This window comes from Streptomyces sp. APSN-46.1, from assembly GCF_022815725.1.
GTDB lineage: Bacteria > Actinomycetota > Actinomycetes > Streptomycetales > Streptomycetaceae > Streptomyces.
Genome location: NZ_JALGRF010000001.1, coordinates 1,215,757 through 1,233,636, shown reverse-complemented (window position 1 = coordinate 1,233,636; position 17,880 = coordinate 1,215,757). Strand labels below are relative to the sequence as shown.

General features: G+C 73.7%; 16 protein-coding genes. 12 read left to right on the top strand and 4 right to left on the bottom strand.

Annotated features, from left to right (window positions below; genetic code table 11):
- Positions 1-144: 144 nt before the first annotated feature.
- Positions 145-1,575 (bottom strand): MFS transporter, encoded by a 1,431-nt coding sequence (locus MTF65_RS05495; RefSeq protein ID WP_243627047.1) that lies wholly within the window; start codon positions 1,573-1,575, stop codon positions 145-147.
- A gap of 145 nt (positions 1,576-1,720) precedes the next feature.
- Between MTF65_RS05495 and MTF65_RS05490 the strand changes: the two genes are divergently transcribed.
- Complete coding sequence (locus MTF65_RS05490) at positions 1,721-2,650, top strand: LysR family transcriptional regulator (RefSeq protein ID WP_243627046.1); 930 nt, start codon at positions 1,721-1,723, stop codon at positions 2,648-2,650.
- Positions 2,651-2,780: 130 nt separating this feature from the next.
- Positions 2,781-3,494, top strand: coding sequence for a class I SAM-dependent methyltransferase (locus MTF65_RS05485; protein WP_243627045.1), 714 nt, complete (start codon positions 2,781-2,783; stop codon positions 3,492-3,494).
- Positions 3,495-3,560: 66 nt separating this feature from the next.
- On the opposite strand, the gene MTF65_RS05480 is transcribed toward MTF65_RS05485, so the two are convergent.
- Positions 3,561-4,469, bottom strand: coding sequence for an alpha/beta hydrolase fold domain-containing protein (locus tag MTF65_RS05480; protein WP_243627044.1), 909 nt, complete (start codon positions 4,467-4,469; stop codon positions 3,561-3,563).
- A gap of 210 nt (positions 4,470-4,679) precedes the next feature.
- Here MTF65_RS05480 and tdh point away from each other — a divergent pair, with 210 nt between their 5' ends.
- The 3 genes from tdh (at position 4,680) to MTF65_RS05465 (ending at position 7,963) form a co-directional block, all read left to right on the top strand.
- Entirely contained in the window at positions 4,680-5,708 is a 1,029-nt protein-coding gene (tdh, locus tag MTF65_RS05475; protein ID WP_243627043.1) for an L-threonine 3-dehydrogenase, read from the top strand.
- Between the two features lie 56 nt (positions 5,709-5,764).
- The gene (locus tag MTF65_RS05470) at positions 5,765-6,973 is read left to right on the top strand and encodes a glycine C-acetyltransferase (protein WP_243627042.1); all 1,209 of its coding nucleotides are present in this window, start codon (positions 5,765-5,767) and stop codon (positions 6,971-6,973) included.
- A gap of 75 nt (positions 6,974-7,048) precedes the next feature.
- Complete coding sequence (locus MTF65_RS05465; protein WP_243627041.1) at positions 7,049-7,963, top strand: LysR family transcriptional regulator; 915 nt, start codon at positions 7,049-7,051, stop codon at positions 7,961-7,963.
- A 94-nt stretch (positions 7,964-8,057) separates the two neighbouring features.
- Here the strand turns inward: MTF65_RS05465 and MTF65_RS05460 are convergent, their stop codons facing one another.
- On the bottom strand, positions 8,058-8,837 hold the full coding sequence (locus MTF65_RS05460; protein WP_243627040.1) for a DeoR/GlpR family DNA-binding transcription regulator: 780 nt from the start codon (positions 8,835-8,837) through the stop codon (positions 8,058-8,060).
- Positions 8,838-9,030: 193 nt separating this feature from the next.
- Between MTF65_RS05460 and MTF65_RS05455 the strand changes: the two genes are divergently transcribed.
- The 4 genes from MTF65_RS05455 (at position 9,031) to MTF65_RS05440 (ending at position 12,597) form a co-directional block, all read left to right on the top strand.
- Positions 9,031-9,933 (top strand): SIS domain-containing protein, encoded by a 903-nt coding sequence (locus MTF65_RS05455; protein WP_243627039.1) that lies wholly within the window; start codon positions 9,031-9,033, stop codon positions 9,931-9,933.
- Entirely contained in the window at positions 9,930-10,766 is an 837-nt protein-coding gene (locus MTF65_RS05450; RefSeq protein ID WP_243627038.1) for a class II fructose-bisphosphate aldolase, read from the top strand. The genes MTF65_RS05455 and MTF65_RS05450 overlap by 4 nt, the downstream gene beginning before the upstream one ends.
- 187 nt (positions 10,767-10,953) lie before the next feature.
- Positions 10,954-11,301, top strand: coding sequence for a hypothetical protein (locus tag MTF65_RS05445; RefSeq protein ID WP_243627037.1), 348 nt, complete (start codon positions 10,954-10,956; stop codon positions 11,299-11,301).
- 105 nt (positions 11,302-11,406) lie between these two features.
- Positions 11,407-12,597, top strand: coding sequence for an acyl-CoA dehydrogenase family protein (locus MTF65_RS05440; RefSeq protein ID WP_243627036.1), 1,191 nt, complete (start codon positions 11,407-11,409; stop codon positions 12,595-12,597).
- A 40-nt stretch (positions 12,598-12,637) separates the two neighbouring features.
- Here the strand turns inward: MTF65_RS05440 and MTF65_RS05435 are convergent, their stop codons facing one another.
- Positions 12,638-13,093, bottom strand: a complete 456-nt coding sequence (locus MTF65_RS05435; RefSeq protein ID WP_243627035.1) for a hypothetical protein — start codon at positions 13,091-13,093, stop codon at positions 12,638-12,640.
- 91 nt (positions 13,094-13,184) lie between these two features.
- Between MTF65_RS05435 and MTF65_RS05430 the strand changes: the two genes are divergently transcribed.
- The 3 genes from MTF65_RS05430 to MTF65_RS05420 are packed head-to-tail and all read left to right on the top strand — an operon-like array spanning position 13,185 to position 17,877.
- On the top strand, positions 13,185-14,180 hold the full coding sequence (locus tag MTF65_RS05430) for an oxygenase MpaB family protein (RefSeq protein WP_243627034.1): 996 nt from the start codon (positions 13,185-13,187) through the stop codon (positions 14,178-14,180).
- Positions 14,162-16,258, top strand: coding sequence for a serine/threonine-protein kinase (locus tag MTF65_RS05425; protein WP_243627033.1), 2,097 nt, complete (start codon positions 14,162-14,164; stop codon positions 16,256-16,258). The genes MTF65_RS05430 and MTF65_RS05425 overlap by 19 nt, the downstream gene beginning before the upstream one ends.
- Positions 16,255-17,877 carry an NAD(P)/FAD-dependent oxidoreductase gene (locus MTF65_RS05420; RefSeq protein WP_279398558.1) on the top strand — a complete coding sequence of 541 codons (1,623 nt, stop codon included), beginning with the start codon at positions 16,255-16,257 and terminating at the stop codon, positions 17,875-17,877. The genes MTF65_RS05425 and MTF65_RS05420 overlap by 4 nt, the downstream gene beginning before the upstream one ends.
- Positions 17,878-17,880 lie beyond the last annotated feature (3 nt).

The window sequence follows — 17,880 nt, the reverse complement described above, 5'->3', positions numbered from 1 at the left end:
CAGGGGCGGGGCCAGCGCTGTCCGGTCTCGCCGTCACACAGACAGGATGCGCCCTGCCGCCCGCGCGGCGCACCCGGGGATCCCCCGTCACCCCGCCCGCCGGGCCCCCGGGCCGCCCCGGCTCCGGCACCGGCACCGCTCCGGTCAGGAGGTGGCCCGCTCGCGGTAGCCCACCACCACCGTGGCCGCCGCCAGCAGCGCCACCACGCCCACCGTGCCCAGCGCGAACCCCATGGCGTCGGTGAACGCGGTGACCTGCGCCGGATCCCGCGGATCACCCTGGAAGCGGGAGGCCAGCATCGTCCCGAACACCGCCACCCCGAGCGCGGCGCCGATCTCGCGGGCGGCGGTGTTCAGCCCGGAGCCCAGCCCGGCCTGGTGCGCCGGCAGCTCGGTGACCACGGTCAGCGTCAGCGAGGGCGCGCTCAGCCCGGCCCCGCTCGCCATCACCAGCAGGTAGACGGCGTACACGAGGTACGGGGTGTCCTTGTCGACGGTGGCGAGCAGCAGCAGCCCCGCGCCGACCATGCACAGCCCGGCCCCGATGGGCAGCCTCGGCCCCGTCCGCTGCGCCAGCCGGGCGCCCAGCTTGGGCAGCACGGCCAGGCCGGTGGTCACCGGAATGATCGCCAGACCCGCCATCGCGGGCGAGAAGCCCTTGGCGTACTGGAGGTACTGCGCGTTCACGTAGAAGAGGGCGAAGAGCCCGAAGAAGCCGGTACCGATGCCGAGCGTCCCGGCCCGGAGCCTCGGCGAGGCGAAGATCCGCGGATCCAGCAGCGGCCGCTCGGCGCGCAGCGCGTGGCCGGTGAAGGCGGCGAGCAGCACCGCGCCCGCGGCGAAGGCGGTCAGCACGTGCACCGACCCCCAGCCGTGGCCCGGCCCCTCGATGATCCCGTACACCACGGCGAGCAGCGCTCCCGCGAGCAGCGCCGCCCCGACCGGGTCCACGGACGCCTCGGGCCGTGAGGGCGTACGGGGAACCGCGCGGGCCACGATGAGCGCGAGCAGCCCGCCGAGCGGGACGACCGCCCAGAACAGCGCCCGCCAGGTCAGGTACTCCCCGGCCAGGCCGCCGCCGATATTGCCCGTCAGGCCCCCGAGGCCGATGGTCAGCGTCCAGGTGGCCAGCGCCTGGGCGCGCCGCTCGGGCGGGCTCAGGTGGACGAGGATCGACATGGTGGCCGGCATGATCAGGGCCGCGCCCGCCCCGCACAGGCCGCGCCCGGCGATCAGCACGGCCGGGGCCGTGGCGAGTGCGCTGACCGCCCCGCCCGCCGCGAACAGGCCGAGCCCGGACATCAGGGCGCCCTTGCGGCCGTAGCGGTCGCCGAGCGCCCCGGCCGGGATCAGCAGCGCGGCGAAGACGATGACGTACGCGTCCACGGCCCACAGCAACTGGCCGGGCGTCGGGTGCAGCGTGGAGGCGGCGAGCTGCGGGATGAGCAGGTTGACGGCTGCCACCATCGCCTGGGCGACGAGGACGCAGGCGCACAGGACGAGCAGGGTCGTGCGGGTCAGCGGGGGAGTCGGCCCGGGAGCGGTCTGTTCCTGTTTTTCGGCATGGCGGAGCACGGCTCCTCCTGGGAGTCGGTGACGGCGGACGGGCGCGGACGGCAGGCGGGTGAGCGGCGGAGCGGCCACTCGCTCCCCTCATTCCCCGTCCCTCACCGTAGAGTTGGCGTGACCTGCTTTCCAGTGCAAGTTCTGCAAGGGATCAATGCGCGTGACGCAATCCGGGATGGATCTGAACCTGCTGGTCGCCCTGGACGTCCTCCTGGAGGAGTCGAGCGTCTCCAGGGCGGCGGCCCGCCTGCACCTGTCCGAACCCGCCATGAGCCGCACCCTCGGCCGCATCCGCAAGGCCCTCGGCGACCCCGTGCTCGTCCGCGCGGGCCGGACCATGGTGCCCACCCCGCACGCCCTCGCCGTGCAGTGCGAGGTCCGGGCCGTGGTGGAGCGGGCCCGGGCACTCTTCCTCACCGGCGGCCAGGTGGACCTGTCCACCCTGACCCGTACCTTCACCGTGCTGGCCAACGAGGCCTTCACCGCCGTGTCCGGCGCCACCCTGTTCACCCGGATCGCGCGGGAGGCCCCCGGGGTGCGGCTGCGGTTCCTCTCGGAGAGCCACGTGGACGTCCCCGCCCTGCGCGAGGGCATGGCCGACCTGGAACTCGGCGTCGTGGACACCCGTTCTCCCGAGGTACGCGTCGAGCACCTCTCCGAGGAGCTCATGGTGGGCGTCGTCCGCCCCGGCCACCCACTGCTCCGGGGCCGGCTCACCGCCCGCCGGTTCGCCGACGCCGAGCACCTGATCGCCTCGCGGCGCGGCCGCCTGGAAGGCCCCGTCGACACCGCGCTCGCCGAGCGGGGGCTGACCCGGCGGGTGGTGGGCAGCGTCGGGACGTTCCCCGCCTCCCTCTTCGTACTGCGCGAGAGCGACCTCGTCGGGCTGCTCACCACCCAGGCCGCGCCGCTCGCCGCCGCCCTCGGACTGGAGACCTTCCGGATCCCCCTCGACCTCCCGACGCTCCCCTTCGGCATGGCCTGGCACCCCCGGCACGACGCCGACCCGGCCCACGCCTGGCTGCGCGGGTGCGCCCGCGAGCTGCTCGCCGCTTCCGCGCGGCCCGCCCAGCCGGCGGGCTGAGCCAGCGCGCTGAGCCGTACGCCGTACGGACTGACCCGAACGCCGCCCCCGTCCGGGGGACGGTCCGGCGCGGGGGCTGTCCCTCTCCCCGCCCCCGGGAAGGCATGCGCACATGCAACAGCCGTACGACATGTCAACGCACCCGACGGCTTTCTCGGCGGCCGACCGTTTCACCCTGCGCACCGCCCTGGACGCCCTCGGCGGGGTGCGCGGGCTCGACACCCTCGACCTGGCCTGCGGGCACGGCGGCATCGTCCGGCTGCTGGCGAGCGGCGGGGCCCGGCGCTCCGTGGGCGTCGACAGCTGCCCCGAACGCATCCGCCGGGCGCGGGCGCACCAGCCCGGGCACGCCTCGGAAGCCTCGGAAGGCTCCTCCGTCGAGTACGTCGTCGCCGACACGGCCGGCATGCCGCAGCTCGGCCCCTTCGACCTCGCCACCGCCGTGTACCTCTTCAACCACGCGCCCGACCGGCCCGTACTGCACGCGATGTTCCGGTCCATCCGCGCCAACCTGCGGGCCGGCGGCCGGCTGCTGGCCATCGTGCCCAACGCGGGGGCGTTCCCGCGGGTGGACTGGTCGCCGTACGGGGTGCGGATCCTGGACCGGGTGGTCGACGGTGACGCGCCGCTGCTGAAGGCACAGTTCCTCACCGAGCCGCCGCGGCACTTCGAGTACCGCGAGTGGACGCACGCCGACTTCGCCGAGGCGGCCGTCGAGGCGGGCTTCGCCACCGTCGGCTGGCAGCCCGGCCGGCCTCCGCCCGCCGAGGCGGAGCGCGACGAGGAGTACTGGACGGCGTACCGCGCCTGGCCGGTCAGCTCGCTGATGACGTGTACGGCGTAGGGCCGCGGGATGCGGGGTGGGCGGGGTGGACGGGGTGGCACCGGTCGGGGAACCGTGGGCCTGCGGTCACCGGTCGGCGGCAGCCCTGACCAGCTCGACGATCCGGTCGCGGGCCGCCCGCCCCTCCGGCACCGGCAGCAGCGGGTAGCCGTGCGGCAGCCCCGCCTCCTCGTGGAACTCCACCTCGGCGCCGCCCGCCCGGGCCCGGCGCAGCAGCTCCCGGCTGTCGGTGGTCAGCACGTCCCGGGTGCCGGTGAACACCGTCAGCGGAGCGAGGCCCCCGAAGGACCCGTGCAGCGGGCTCACCAGCGGGTCGTCGGCGGCGAGGTTGCCCGCGTACAGCCGCCCCGCCTCGGCCAGTCCCGGCCGGGCCAGTATCGGATCGTACGCCTCGATCGCCGCCTGGTCGGGATGGCTCATGGTCACGTCCAGCCAGGGCGAGATCAGCACGATCCGGGACGGCTGCGCCCCGGTCCGGTCGCGCAGCCGCTGCGCGGCGGCCAGCGCCAGCCCGGCCCCGGCGGAGTCCCCGATGAGCACCGTCCCGCCCGCGCCACCGCTCGCGATCATGCCGCTGAGCAGGTCGGCGGCCACCGGGACGTTCCGGTCGGCGGTCCCGCGCGGGGCGAGGATGTACGCCGGTACGACCACCTGCGCCCGCGCCCGGGTGACCAAGGTCCGGATCAGCGCCCAGTGCGGCCGGACCAGCTCGTTGATGAACCCCCCGCCGTGCACGTACAGCACCTGCGCCGCCGGCTCGCCCCCGAGCGGCGAGACGTCGTACACCGGCCAGGCCCCGACGAAGGTCCGCGACACCTCGGCGACCCGGCCCAGCGAGCGCGGCGGCACGTGCGACGCGGGCCTGCGCGCCGACCGCGCCACCCGCGCCCGGACCGCCTCGGCACTCGCGAACCGTCCTCGCCGTCCCGTCGCCATCAGCGCGGCCGAAAGCGCCCTGCTGCGCAGACTCGGCACGCCCCTCACCTCCCCGTTCCCCGCCCCCGGCCCTGCCCCTGGCCCTGCCCCGTCACCTGAGGAGCATAGGCGTGAAGCTGCGCTGTGGACCCGCTTAAGAAAGTCTCGATGGACTGATCAAGGGGCCGGTCGGCAGATTGGTGCCCGTCATCGACACCGCCCGGCGGACGACGCTCGCGGTGACCCTTCCGCATGCCTGGAGCCACCCCCATGAAGGCACTCGTCAAGCACAAGGCCGAGCCCGGTCTGTGGCTCATGGACGTCCCCGAGCCCGAGTACGGTCCCGGCGATGTGCTGATCAAGGTGCTGCGCACCGGCATCTGCGGAACCGACCTGCACATCCGCTCCTGGGACGGCTGGGCGCAGGGCGCGGTCAAGACGCCGCTCGTGCTCGGCCACGAGTTCGTCGGCGAGGTCGCGGCGCTCGGCGCGGACGTCCAGGACATCGAGATCGGCGCGCTGGTCAGCGGCGAGGGCCACCTGGTGTGCGGCAAGTGCCGCAACTGCCTGGCCGGGCGCCGCCACCTGTGCCGCAGCACGGTCGGGCTCGGCGTGGGGCGCGACGGCGCCTTCGCCGAGTACGTGGTCCTGCCCGCGCAGAACGTCTGGGTGCACCGGACGGCCGTGGACCTGGACGTGGCGGCGATCTTCGACCCGTTCGGCAACGCCGTGCACACGGCGCTGTCCTTCCCGCTGGTCGGCGAGGACGTGCTGATCACGGGCGCGGGCCCGATCGGGATCATGGCGGCGGCCGTGGCCCGGCATGCCGGTGCGCGCAACGTGGTCATCACCGACGTCAGCCCGGAGCGGCTGGACATCGCCCGCAAGGCCGGCGCCACGCTCGCGCTGGACGTCCGGGAGGCGACGATCGCCGACGCGCAGGCGCGGCTGGGCCTGCGCGAGGGCTTCGACATCGGCCTGGAGATGTCCGGTCGGCCCGAGGCGATGCGCGACATGATCGACAACATGACGCACGGCGGCCGGATCGCCATGCTGGGCCTGCCCGCTCAGGAGTTCGCCGTGAACTGGGCGAAGGTCGTCACCTCGATGATCACCATCAAGGGCATCTACGGCCGCGAGATGTTCGAGACCTGGTACGCGATGACCGTGCTGCTGGAGGGCGGGCTCGACCTCAGCCCCGTCATCACCGGCCGCTACTCGCACACGGAGTTCGAGGCCGCGTTCGACGAGGCGGCGACCGCCCGCAGCGGCAAGATCATCCTGGACTGGACCGCGTAGGCCCCGTCCAGCCCCCTCCCGCCGTCGCCGCACCAGGAGAAAGAGAGCACCGCACCATGTTCGAGACCGTCCGCGAGGACCTGCGTACCACCCTCGACGAGATCCGTTCCGCCGGCCTGCACAAGCCCGAGCGCGTCATCGGCACCCCGCAGAGCGCCTCCGTCGCCGTGACCTCCGGCGGCGCCGCGGGAGAGGTCCTCAATTTCTGCGCCAACAACTACCTGGGGCTGGCGGACCACCCCGAGGTGGTCACCGCCGCGAAGGACGCCCTGGACCGCTGGGGCTACGGGATGGCCTCGGTCCGCTTCATCTGCGGGACCCAGGAGGTGCACAAGGAACTGGAGGCTCGGCTGTCGGCGTTCCTCGGCCAGGAGGACACGATCCTCTACTCCTCCTGCTTCGACGCCAACGGCGGTGTCTTCGAGACCCTCCTCGGCGCCGAGGACGCGGTGATCTCCGACGCCCTCAACCACGCCTCGATCATCGACGGCATCCGCCTGTCGAAGGCCCGCCGCTTCCGCTACGCCAACCGCGACATGGCGGACCTGGAGCACCAGCTCAAGGAGGCCGTCGCCGGCGGTGCCCGCCGCAAGCTGATCGTCACCGACGGCGTCTTCTCCATGGACGGCTACGTCGCTCCGCTGGCGGAGATCTGCGACCTCGCCGAGCGCTACGACGCCATGGTGATGGTCGACGACTCGCACGCCGTCGGCTTCGTCGGCCCCGGCGGGCGCGGCACGCCGGAACTGCACGGGGTCATGGACCGCGTCGACATCATCACCGGCACCCTCGGCAAGGCGCTCGGCGGCGCCTCCGGCGGCTATGTCGCGGCGCGCACCGAGATCGTGGAGCTGCTCCGTCAGCGCTCGCGCCCGTACCTCTTCTCGAACTCGCTCGCCCCGGTGATCGCGGCGGCGTCCCTGAAGGTGCTCGACCTGCTGGAGTCGGCCGGTGACCTGCGCGACCAGCTCGCCGCCAACACCTCGCTCTTCCGTACGAAGATGACCGAGGCCGGTTTCGAGATCCTGCCCGGAGACCACGCCATCGCCCCGGTGATGATCGGCGACGCGGCCGAGGCCGCGCGGATGGCGGAGCTGCTGCTGGAGCGCGGCGTGTACGTGATCGGCTTCTCGTACCCGGTGGTTCCCATGGGCGCGGCGCGGATCCGCGTCCAGCTCTCGGCCGCCCACTCCACGGCGGACGTGGAGCGCGCGGTCGCCGCGTTCGTGGACGCCCGCGCGGCGCTCGCGACCACCGGGGCCTGAGGGACCCGGGGTACGCGAGGTATGCGAGGTATACGAGGTACGCGAGCTACCTCCGCGCCCTGAGACAATGGCGGGGTGATCGACCCCCGCCGGCTGCGCATCCTGCGGGCCGTGGCGGACCACCGTACGGTGACCGCCGCGGCCGCAGCCCTGTACCTCACCCCTTCCGCCGTCTCCCAGCAGCTCGCCGCGCTGGAGCAGGAGACGGGGCACGCGCTGCTCACCCGCAGCGGCCGCGGTGTCCGGCTCACCGCGGCCGGTGAGATCCTGCTGGGGCACGCCCACGAGGTACTGGCCCAGCTGGAACGCGCGGAGGCCGAACTCGCGGCGTACGCGGGCGGCTCGGCGGGTGAGGTCACGGTGGCCGCCTTCGCGACCGGCATCGCCGAGGTGCTGGCCCCGGCCATCGCCCGGCTCGGGCGGGAGCACCCGGGGATCCGGCTGCGCGTGCGCGACGCGGAGGGTGACCAGAGCCTGCCGCTGCTGCTGGACGGCGAGGCCGACCTCGCGCTGGCGGTCGAGTACCGGGGCGGCCCGGGCGCGGACGACGCCCGGCTGTCCGTCCTCCCGCTGTACGCGGAGCCCTTCGACGCGGTGCTGCCCTCGGGGCACCCGCTGGCGGACCTCCCCGCCGTATCGCTGGCGGAGCTGTCCGACTCGGACTGGGTGGGTCAGTACCCCGGCAACCCGTGCCATGACGTCACCCTGCTGGCGTGCGAACTGGCGGGGTTCCAGCCCCGGTTCCTGCACTCCTCCGACGACTTCCGGGCCGTGACGGCGCTGGTGGGCGCCGGGGCCGGCGTGGCCCTGGTCCCGCGGTCCGCGCTGCGGGGCATGGACCTCAAGGAGGTCCAGGTCCGCCCCGTCGCGGGCCCGGCGGCCACCCGCCGCGTCTTCGCGGCGACCCGCCGCGGGGCCGAATCCCACCCGCTGATCGCTCCGGTGCTGGCCGCGCTGGCCCGCGAGGCGGAGCGCCTGCCGGAGCACTGACCGGCACGCCGGCGGGTCGGCGCGGGCGGGCGCGAGGGCGTGGGCGGGCGCGAGGGGCGTCGGCGGGCGCGGTGGGCCGGTCCCGCCGGTGGGCTCATACCCGTACGACCTCCACGCCCGCCGCCTCGAACGGCCGCGCGCCGGTGTCCGAGAGCCCCGTGTCCGTCACCAGGACGTCCACCGACGACGTGGCGCAGATCCGGGCGAAGGCGCGGACGCCGAGTTTGCTGGAGTCCGCGGCGATGATCACGCGGCGGGCGCGGTCGCAGAGCAGACGGTTCATCGCCGCCTCGTCCTCGTGGCGGGTGGCCGCGCCGTCGGCCGGGTCGAAGGCGTCCACGCCGACCACCGCCGTGTCCACGGTGAGCTGCGCGAGGACCCCCTGGGCCAGCGGTCCGGTCAGCTCGTAGGACTGGGGGCGGGCCACGCCGCCCGTCAGGACGATCTTGAACTGCGGTCTGATGACGAGCTCGCCCGCGATGTTCAGGGCATTGGTCACCACGGTCAGCGCCGGCGACCCCGTGGCCAGGTCGGCGCGGGCGGCGAGGGTGCGCGCGACCTCCGTCGTGGTGGTGCCGCCCGTCAGGCCGATCACCTCGCCCGGGACGATCAGCGCCGCCACCGCCTCGCTGATGCGGTGCTTCTCGGCGGCGCGGCGGGACGTCCGGTAGCGCAGGGGGAGTTCGTACGAGACCCCGTGCGGCACCGCCCCGCCGCGCGTGCGGACCAGCAGCTGCTGCTCGGCCAGCTGGTCGAAGTCGCGGCGGATGGTCGCGGCGGACACCCCGAGGGCCTCAGCCGCCGGTTCCACCTCCAGCCCGCCGCGCTCCACCAGCAGATCCAGCAGTGTCTGCCAGCGCTCCTTGCGGGTCATCCGGGCCGCCCCCTTCGGTGTTCTCCGGTGCGCTCCGGGTTCTCGGTTGGCCTACCCCCCGACACTAGCTCAGGCGATCAAGGGGTCGATGCTTGAAGTTGCGTGAAACGGACCGCTACCTTGCAGGAAAACGCAGCCACATGCGCATCACATACGCAGCCAACGCAGCCGCCGCGCTAGCCAGGGAGCCGCCATGAGCCACGTCGCGTACGAGTCGGGCACACAACCCGAGTGCTGGGAGCGCGCCGCCGAACTGGCCCCGTCCCACCGGGCGGTGCTGCCTCGGCCGGGGGAGCGTACCGCGATCGTCGGGTGCGGGACCTCGTACTACATGGCCCAGGCCGCGGCCGGGTTGCGCGAGGAGGCCGGGCAGGGCGAGACCGACGCCTTCCCCGCCTCGGAGTTCCCGCGCCACCGCCGCTACGACCGGGTCATCGCGCTCACCCGGTCCGGGACCACCACCGAGGTGCTGGACCTGCTGGCCGGACTGCGGGACTCCGGTGTGCCCACGACCGCGATCACGGGGGACCCGGCGACCCCGGTGATGGCCCTCGCGGACGGGCTCGTCGTCCTGGACTTCGCCGACGAACAGTCCGTCGTACAGACCCGGTTCGCCACCACCGCGCTGACCCTGTTGCGCGCCCACGTGGGCCGGCACACCCCCGGGGTCGTCGCCGACGCCCGGACCGCGCTGGCGGCGCCCCTGCCCGAAGGGCTCACGAGCCGTGGGCAGTTCACCTTCCTCGGCCGGGGCTGGAGCGTGGGGTTGGCGAACGAGGCCGCGCTGAAGATGCGGGAGGCCTCGCTGTCGTGGGCCGAGTCCTATCCGGCGATGGAGTACCGCCACGGGCCCGTCAGCGTCACCGGCCCCGGCACCGTCACCTGGTCGCTCGACGAAGCGCCCGAGGGGATCGCCGAACAAGTGGCCGGCGCCGGCGCCCAGTGGGTGGCCGGGCGGCTCGACCCGCTCGCGGAACTGGTACGGGTACACCGGCTGGCCATCACCGTCGCCGCCCACCAGGGGCTGGACCCGGACGCGCCGCGCCATCTGACCCGCTCGGTGATCCTCGACTCGGGTGAGGGGGCGGTCCGATGAGCATCGTCCCCGCCGGAGCGCTCGTCCTGGAGGCGGCCGTCGCGGGCCGCGCCGTCGCCGCGTTCAACATCATCACCCTGGAGCACGCCGAGGCCGTCATCGCGGGGGCCGAGGCCGCCGGGCTGCCGGTCATCCTGCAACTGAGCGAGAACGCCGTGAAGTTCAGGGGAGGGCAGCTGATGCCGATCGCTCGCGCGGCCGTCGCCTGCGCCGAAGAGGCCGCCGTGCCCGTGGGGCTGCACCTCGACCACGTCAAGAGCACCGAGCTGCTGCGGCGGGCAGCCGACGCGGGGTTCAGCTCGGTGATGTACGACGCCGCGCAGCTCCCGTACGCCGAGAACCTGGAGGCGACCCGCTCCGCCGCTGACTGGGCGCATGCCAACGGGCTGTGGATCGAGGCCGAGTTGGGGGAGGTCGGGGGCAAGAGCGGCGCCGCCCCGCTGGACCCGCACGCGCCGGGCGCCCGTACCGACCCGGACGAGGCGCGGCGGTTCGTCGCCGACTCCGGGGTGGACGCCCTGGCCGTGGCCGTCGGCAGCAGCCACGCGATGACCAGCCGGACCGCCTCGCTGGACCACATCCTGCTGGCCCGGCTGGCCAAGACCGTCGACGTCCCGCTCGTCCTGCACGGCTCCTCGGGGCTGCCGGACGCGGAGCTCGCGGCGGCCGTCGCGGGCGGCATCCGCAAGGTCAACATCGGCACCGCGCTGAACGTGGCCATGACCGGGGCCATCCGTACCCACCTCACCCCGGCGGACCCGCGCCCGTACCTCACCGCCGCCCGTACGGCGATGGCGGCGACGGCCGAGGCGATGATCCGAGCCCTGAACTGACCCGCACGGGAGGCTGCTCTACGGAGGGTGATGTGTTTTCTCGGGATCTCCCGGAATCTCCGGGAATTCCCGGGGCGATACGGCGGTAAACCACCTTTTTCGGTGGAGTGGAGGAATCGTTTGGCCACGCTGTGTGACCTCTAGTGTGGGAGCTGTCGCCGCCCTCCCACCGAAAGGGATCACCCCCATGCGTCTTCGCAGTGCCGCGGTCGCCGCCGCCAGCGCCCTCACCCTCCTCGTCGCCGTCCCCGGCTCCGCGCACGCCGCGAACGGAACGTTCTCGTACACCTACATCGGCCTGGACGGCCAGCCGCAGCGGGCCGCGCTGTCCGACCCGGAGAGCGCCGAGTGCATCACCCTCCCCGAGGTCGCCGACCCGGGTTCCTCCGCGCCCGCCTTCTCCCCGCGCAACCGGACGGACTCCTCGGCGACCGTCTTCACCGAGCCCGACTGCGAGGGCGACTACTTCACGCTGCGCCCCTACACCGGCTACGGCTCGGAGCGCCTGAAGCTGCGCTCGGTGGTCTTCTCCTGACGTCGGCCCGCTGCGCGACCCTTCCGGATTCTTGAAACAGGTTCTAGTCTGCCCTGCGCCAGCGCACTGCCGGCGACGGACGACCGCGAGATTCCCGGAGGGGCCGTGCACCTCGAATACACGCCTGAGCAGCAGCGGTTGCGCACCGAGCTGCGCGCCTACTTCGCCGAGCTGGTGCCCGCGGACGTCTACGCCCGCTACGAGGACCCGGCCGCCCAGAAGCGGTTCTACCGCCAGACCATCCGCCGCCTCGGGGCCGACGGCTGGCTCGGGGTGGGGTGGCCCAAGGAGTACGGCGGGCGCGGGATGTCGCCGATGGACCAGTTCATCTTCTTCGACGAGGCCGCGCAGGCCGTCGTACCGCTGCCGCTGATGGCGCTCAACACCGTCGGGCCGACCATCATGCAGTTCGGCACCGACGAGCAGAAGGCGTACTTCCTGCCCCGCATCCTCGCCGGCGAGATCGACTTCGCCATCGGCTACAGCGAGCCCGAGGCCGGCACCGACCTCGCCGCCCTCACGTGCAAGGCCGTCCGCGAGGGCGACGAGGAGAGCGGCACCTACGTCGTCAACGGGCAGAAGATCTGGACCACCAACGGCGACACCGCCGACTGGGTCTGGCTCGCCGTCCGCACCGACCCGGACGCCCCCGCGCACAAGGGCATCACCATGCTCCTCGTCCCGACCGCCGACCCCGGCTACTCCTGCACCCTCATCAACACCCTCGCCTCGCACGACACCACCGCCAGCTACTACGAGAACATCCGCGTCCCGGCGAGCCGCCGCGTCGGCCAGGAGAACAAGGGCTGGCGGCTGATCACCAACCAGCTCAACCACGAGCGCGTCACCCTCGCCGCCCACGGCACGATGGCCATCCGCGCACTCCACGACGTCCAGCGCTGGGCCGCCGAGACCAAGCTCGCCGACGGCCGCCGGGTCATCGACCTCTCATGGGTGCGCGGCCGCCTCGCCCGCACCCACGCCCGGCTCGACGCGATGAAACTGCTCAACTGGCAGATGGTGGGCGCCGTCCAGTCGGGCACCCTCACCCCGCAGGACGCCTCCGCGGTCAAGGTGTACGGCTCGGAGGCCCGCCGGGACGCGTACGCCTGGCTCATGGAGGTGGTCGGCGCGGCCGGCTCCCTCAAGGACGGCTCCGCCGGCGCGGTCCTGCACGGCGAACTCGAACGCGGCTACCGCAGCGCGGTGATCTTCACCTTCGGCGGCGGCAACAACGAGATCCAGCGCGAGATCATCGCCTGGATCGGCCTCGGCATGCCCCGCGTCCGCCGCTGAGGACTGGGCGCACCGTGGGACCTTGTCCGCCGGCCGCGGGTCAGGGGACGTCCGGCACGCCGCCCAACGCACCCCCTGGAGCACGTACGCGTTGGCCAGATTGACCAAGGCGGCGGGCGACCACGGGCCACATCAAAAAGGCGACGGTGCACGCCTTGCCCGCGGCGAGCCAGGCGCCGTGCAGGTCGATGAGAACCCGGTCCTTGTGGAGGGCGGGCCACGTCCACGCGGGCTCAGAACTGTGGTGTGGTTCCCGATGTTTGATGGACACCAGCTCCGGAAGCCCCTGTCGCGGGATCAGGATCACATCCGTCGAGTGCTCCACGAGTACGCCCACCAGCTGGTCGGCGAGGTGCTCCAACAAGGTGAGGGCGATGCACTCGTCCTGGTATTCGAAGCGGGCCCGGGTCTCAGGCGCGGTGTTCCGGCTGTCCGTCGGCAGCGCGCGCAATGCCTCAAGGAGTGGATCACGAGCGTCCTGGGAAGACGATGTCATGGGCGTGAGGATACGACCGACCGCCGACAGTGGCCCCGGGATGACGCGGCCATTCGCTGACACGCGGCGGCCTTCGCCGAGGAGGTGTGAGATGCGGCCGAGTACTGAGGCGGCGGACCCGGCGGGCGGCTCCGAACCCCGCACCGGCCCCGACCCGGGGCTCTACGGACCCGGGTCCGTCACCTGGCACTGCCACGGCGATCCCATGATGTGGATCGCCGGGGTCCGCGCGCTCTACCTCCAGGCCCTGCACCCGCGCGCGGTCCGCGGGGTCATGGAGAACAGCGACTTCGCCCACGACGCCTGGGGCCGGCTGCTCCGTACCGCCGACTTCGTCGGGACGGTCAGCTACGGCACCACCGAGGCCGCCGAGCGGGCCGGCGCCCACGTCCGCAAGATCCACCGGACGCTGTCGGCCACCGACCCCGCCACCGGCGAGCGCTTCCCCGTCGACGACCCCGAGCTGCTGCTCTGGGTGCATTGCGCGCAGATCGAGAGCTTCCTCCACATCCTGCGCCGCTCCGGCATCCCCCTCACCCCCGCCCAGGCCGACCGCTACGTGGACGAGAACCGGGTGAACGCCCGCCTCGTCGGCCTCGATCCCTCCGGCGTGCCGGCCGACACCGCGGCGCTGGCCGCCTACTTCGAGAAGGTCCGGCCCGAGCTCGCGGCCGGCGCCGACGCCCACGACGTGGACGCCTTCCTGCGCAGCCCGCCCGTCCAACCCCTGCTCGTCCCTGGCCGAAACCTGCTGTGGCGGCCGCTCGCCGGCCTCGCGTACGGATCCCTCCCCGGCTGGGCGCACCAGCTGTACGGGAGGCCCGCACCGGCCCCGCGCGTCGTCACCCGGCGCCTGCGCCTCACCGGACGCCTCCTGCGCAGCATTCCCGCAGGTCTGCGCTGGCAGCTGCCTCCAGGTCACATCTTGAAAGCGATGCGCCGCATGGGCCCCGGGAGCCGCCCCTCGCCGTACACACCGCGTTCATCAGCGTCCATACTGGACCGGCCGGGGAGGGCACGGGACGCAGCACGACAGACGCGGCACGACAACGGGGGCGGCTTCAAGACATGGCGGAGTCCAGACTGATCCAGGGCCGGTACCGGTCGCTCGATCTGATCGGGCGCGGCGGCATGGGCGAGGTGTGGCGGGCCCGGGACGAATCGCTCGGCCGCCAGGTCGCCGTCAAATGCCTCAAGCCGATCGGGCCCGAGCAGGACGCACACTTCACCCAGGTACTGCGCGAGCGCTTCCGCCGCGAGGCGCGCGTCGCCGCGTCGCTCCAGCACCGGGGCGTCACCGTCGTCCACGACTTCGGTGACGACAGCGCCGCCGGCGGCCCGCTCTACCTCGTCATGGAACTCCTCGAAGGCCGCAACCTCAGCCAGCTCATGGAGGACAACGAGGCACGCCCCCTCCCCGTGGACGTGGTCGTGGACATCGCCGAGCAGCTGGCGGCCGCCCTCGGCTACACCCACGACCAGGGCGTCGTCCACCGCGACCTCAAGCCCGCCAACATCATGCGGCTCACCGACGGCACGGTGAAGATCTGCGACTTCGGCATCGCCCGCCTCGCCCACGACATCGGCTTCACCGCCAAGCTCACCGGCGGCGGCATGGCCATGGGCACCCCGCACTACATGTCGCCCGAACAGATCGCGGGCGGCGAGATCGACCACCGCAGCGACCTCTACTCCCTCGGCTGCGTCCTGTACGAGATCGCCACCGGCGCCCCGCCCTTCGATCTCGGCGACTCCTGGTCCGTCCTGGTCGGGCACCGCGACACGGCCCCCGTACCGCCGCGCGAGCACCGCCCCGAGCTGCCCGGATACTTCGAACAGCTCGTTCTGGACCTGCTCGCCAAACACCCCGACGAGCGCCCGGGCGACGCCCGCCACCTGCACCGGCAGCTCGTCGAGGCCCGGCTCGGCCCCGGCGGCCTCCCCGGCGCCCAGGCCCCGCTGCCCGAGTGGGCCCGGGGAATGACCGCCGGCCGCAAGGCGGGTATCGACGCCCGCCCCGCCAGCGGCGAATGGGCCGTGCTCACCGGCTCCTGGAGCGCCGGCCGGCACAGCGGCGCGCACCGCGTGAGCGGCGCACACCGGATCCTGCGGCCCGCCGCCGCCGAGGACCCGCGGCTGACCGCTGCCTACGGGCTGCCGCGCCCCACCGGCCCGGACCCGGCCGCCGCCGACCACCCCGACCACCCCGAAGCCCTCGCCGCCGGGCACACCCGCGCGTTCACCCTCAGCCGGGCCGGCCGCCCCGAGGAGGCCCTCGCGCTGTACGCGACCGTGGCCGCCGGGCGCGCCCGCGTGCTCGGCCCGGACCACCCCGACACCCTCGCGGCGCGCCAGGAGGAGGCGTACGAACTGGGCCGTCTGGGCCGCCACCGCGAGGCGTACGAGATCTACGGAGCGGTGCTCGCCGCCCGCGCCCGGACCATGGGCCCGCGCCACCCCGACACCCTGCGCTGCCGTCACAACCTCGCCTGCGCCATGGGCGCCCTCGGCCGCTACGAGGACGCCCACCGCACCGCCGCCGAGGTGGCCGCCGACCGTGCGGCCGTGCTGGGCGCCGAACACGCCGACACGCTGCTGACCCGGTACGAAGCGGCCTACGCCCTGGGCCGCCTCGGCCGCTGGGACGAGGCCCTGGCCGCCTTCCGCGAGGTCGCGGCCGTACGCGAACGCGTGCTCGGCCGGGACCACCCCGACGCCCTCGCCGCCCGCTACGAGATCGGCATCGCGCTCGGCCGCACCGGCCGCGCCACCGAGGCCCTCGACCTGTTCCGGGGCCTGGTCCGCGACCGCACCCGGGCCTACGGCGGCGCCGACCCCGAGACGCTGCGCGCCCGGCACGTCCTCGGGGTCAACCTGGGGCGGCTGGAGCGCTGGGAGGAGGCCGCGACCGAGGCCCGCGAGGTGGCCGCGGTACGGGCCGAGGTGCTCGGCGCCGGGCACCCGGACACCCTGGTCAGCCGCCGCGAACTGGCCGTCGCGCTCGGCAGGCTCGGCCGCTGGCACGAGGCGCTGCCCGTGTACCGGGAACTCTCCGGCATCCGCGAACGGTCCCTCGGCGACGAGCATCCCGAAACCGTGGCGGCCCACGCCGACGAGGCGCACTGTCTGGAGCGGCTCGGCCAGGTGTGCTACCAAGAGCCATGACGACCTCGGCCTCGGCCCCAGCATTGGCCTCGCCCTCGCCCTCGCACGGCTTCGGTTCGGACGTGTACGACGCGGTGATCGTGGGCGGCGGGCACAACGGCCTGGTCGCCGCCGCCTATCTGGCCCGAGCGGGGAAGTCCGTACTCGTCCTGGAGCGCCTCGGCCGCACCGGCGGGGCCGCGATCTCCACCCGTCCCTTCGTGGGCGTGAACGCCCGGCTGTCGCGCTACTCGTACCTGGTCTCGCTGCTCCCGCCGAAGATCGTCCGCGAGCTCGGGCTGAAGTTCGAGGTCCGCAAGCGCACGGTCTCCTCGTACACACCCGTCGAGCGCCACGGCCGGCCCGGCGGGCTGCTCGTCGGCGGGGACGAGGCACGCACCAGGGAGTCCTTCGCGCGGCTGACCGGCTCGGAGCGCGAGTACGAGAGCTGGCGCGCCTTCTACGGGACGACCGGGCGGGTCGCCGCGAGGGTGTTCCCGACCCTGACGGAGCCGCTGCCGACACGGGAGGAGCTGCGGGCCCGGATCGACGACGAGGCGGCCTGGCGGATGCTCTTCGAGGAGCCGCTGGGCCGGGCCGTCGAGCGGAACTTCGCCGACGACCTGGTGCGGGGCGTGGTGCTCACGGACGGGCTGATCGGCACCTTCGCGGACGCGCACGACCCCTCGCTCGCGCAGAACCGATGCTTCCTCTACCACGTCATCGGCGGCGGCACCGGGGACTGGGACGTCCCGGTCGGCGGGATGGGCGCGCTCACGGACGCCCTGGCCGCCGCCGCGCGGGCCGCCGGGGCGGACATCGCCACCGGGCACGAGGTGCTCCGCATCGACACGGACGGAACGGCTCCGGCCGAGGTGACCTTCCGTACCGCGACCGGGGAGGGGCGGGTGGTCGGGCGGAACGTCCTGGTCAACGCCTCGCCGCAGGCGCTGGCCGGCCTCCTCGGCGAGAGCCCGCCCGCCCCGGCCGAGGGCGCGCAGCTCAAGGTCAACATGCTGCTGAGGCGGCTGCCCAGGCTCCGGGACACGTCCGTGGACCCGCGCCAGGCCTTCGGCGGCACCTTCCACATCGCCGAGGGGTACGCGGAGCTCGCGCGCGCCCACGCCGAGGCGGCCTCCGGCGAGCTGCCCTCCGTACCGCCCTCGGAGATCTACTGCCACTCGCTGACCGACCCGTCGATCCTCGGGCCGGAGCTGGTGGAGCAGGGCTACCAGACGCTCACGCTGTTCGGCCTGCACACCCCGGCCCGGCTCTTCGAGAAGGACAACCGGGGTGTGCGCGAGGTGCTGCTGACCGCCACCCTCGCCCAGCTCGACGCGCACCTGGCCGAGCCGATCACCGAATGCCTCGCCCTCGACGCGGACGGCCGGCCCTGCATCGAGGCCAAGACCCCGCTGGACCTGGAGCGTGAACTGCGGCTGCCGGGCGGCCACATCTTCCACCGGGACCTGTCCTGGCCGTACAGGGACGGCGCGGACGGGGCCGACGGGTCCCGGTGGGGTGTGGAGACGCCGTACGCCAACGTCCTGCTGTGCGGGGCGGGCGCGATCCGCGGCGGCGGGGTCAGCGGGGTCCCCGGCCACAACGCGGCGATGGCGGTCCTGGAACGCGAGAATTAGACC

Bases quoted from the DNA above. Each gene is read 5' to 3' on its own strand.
- MTF65_RS05490 (WP_243627046.1), top strand. From the start codon at position 1,721: ATGCGCGTGACGCAATCCGGGATGGATCTGAACCTGCTGGTCGCCCTG.
- MTF65_RS05485 (WP_243627045.1), top strand. From the start codon at position 2,781: ATGTCAACGCACCCGACGGCTTTCTCGGCGGCCGACCGTTTCACCCTG.
- tdh (WP_243627043.1), top strand. From the start codon at position 4,680: ATGAAGGCACTCGTCAAGCACAAGGCCGAGCCCGGTCTGTGGCTCATG.
- MTF65_RS05470 (WP_243627042.1), top strand. From the start codon at position 5,765: ATGTTCGAGACCGTCCGCGAGGACCTGCGTACCACCCTCGACGAGATC.
- MTF65_RS05460 (WP_243627040.1), bottom strand. From the start codon at position 8,837: ATGACCCGCAAGGAGCGCTGGCAGACACTGCTGGATCTGCTGGTGGAG.
- MTF65_RS05455 (WP_243627039.1), top strand. From the start codon at position 9,031: ATGAGCCACGTCGCGTACGAGTCGGGCACACAACCCGAGTGCTGGGAG.
- MTF65_RS05450 (WP_243627038.1), top strand. From the start codon at position 9,930: ATGAGCATCGTCCCCGCCGGAGCGCTCGTCCTGGAGGCGGCCGTCGCG.
- MTF65_RS05445 (WP_243627037.1), top strand. From the start codon at position 10,954: ATGCGTCTTCGCAGTGCCGCGGTCGCCGCCGCCAGCGCCCTCACCCTC.
- MTF65_RS05435 (WP_243627035.1), bottom strand. From the start codon at position 13,093: ATGACATCGTCTTCCCAGGACGCTCGTGATCCACTCCTTGAGGCATTG.
- MTF65_RS05430 (WP_243627034.1), top strand. From the start codon at position 13,185: ATGCGGCCGAGTACTGAGGCGGCGGACCCGGCGGGCGGCTCCGAACCC.
- MTF65_RS05425 (WP_243627033.1), top strand. From the start codon at position 14,162: ATGGCGGAGTCCAGACTGATCCAGGGCCGGTACCGGTCGCTCGATCTG.
- MTF65_RS05420 (WP_279398558.1), top strand. From the start codon at position 16,255: ATGACGACCTCGGCCTCGGCCCCAGCATTGGCCTCGCCCTCGCCCTCG.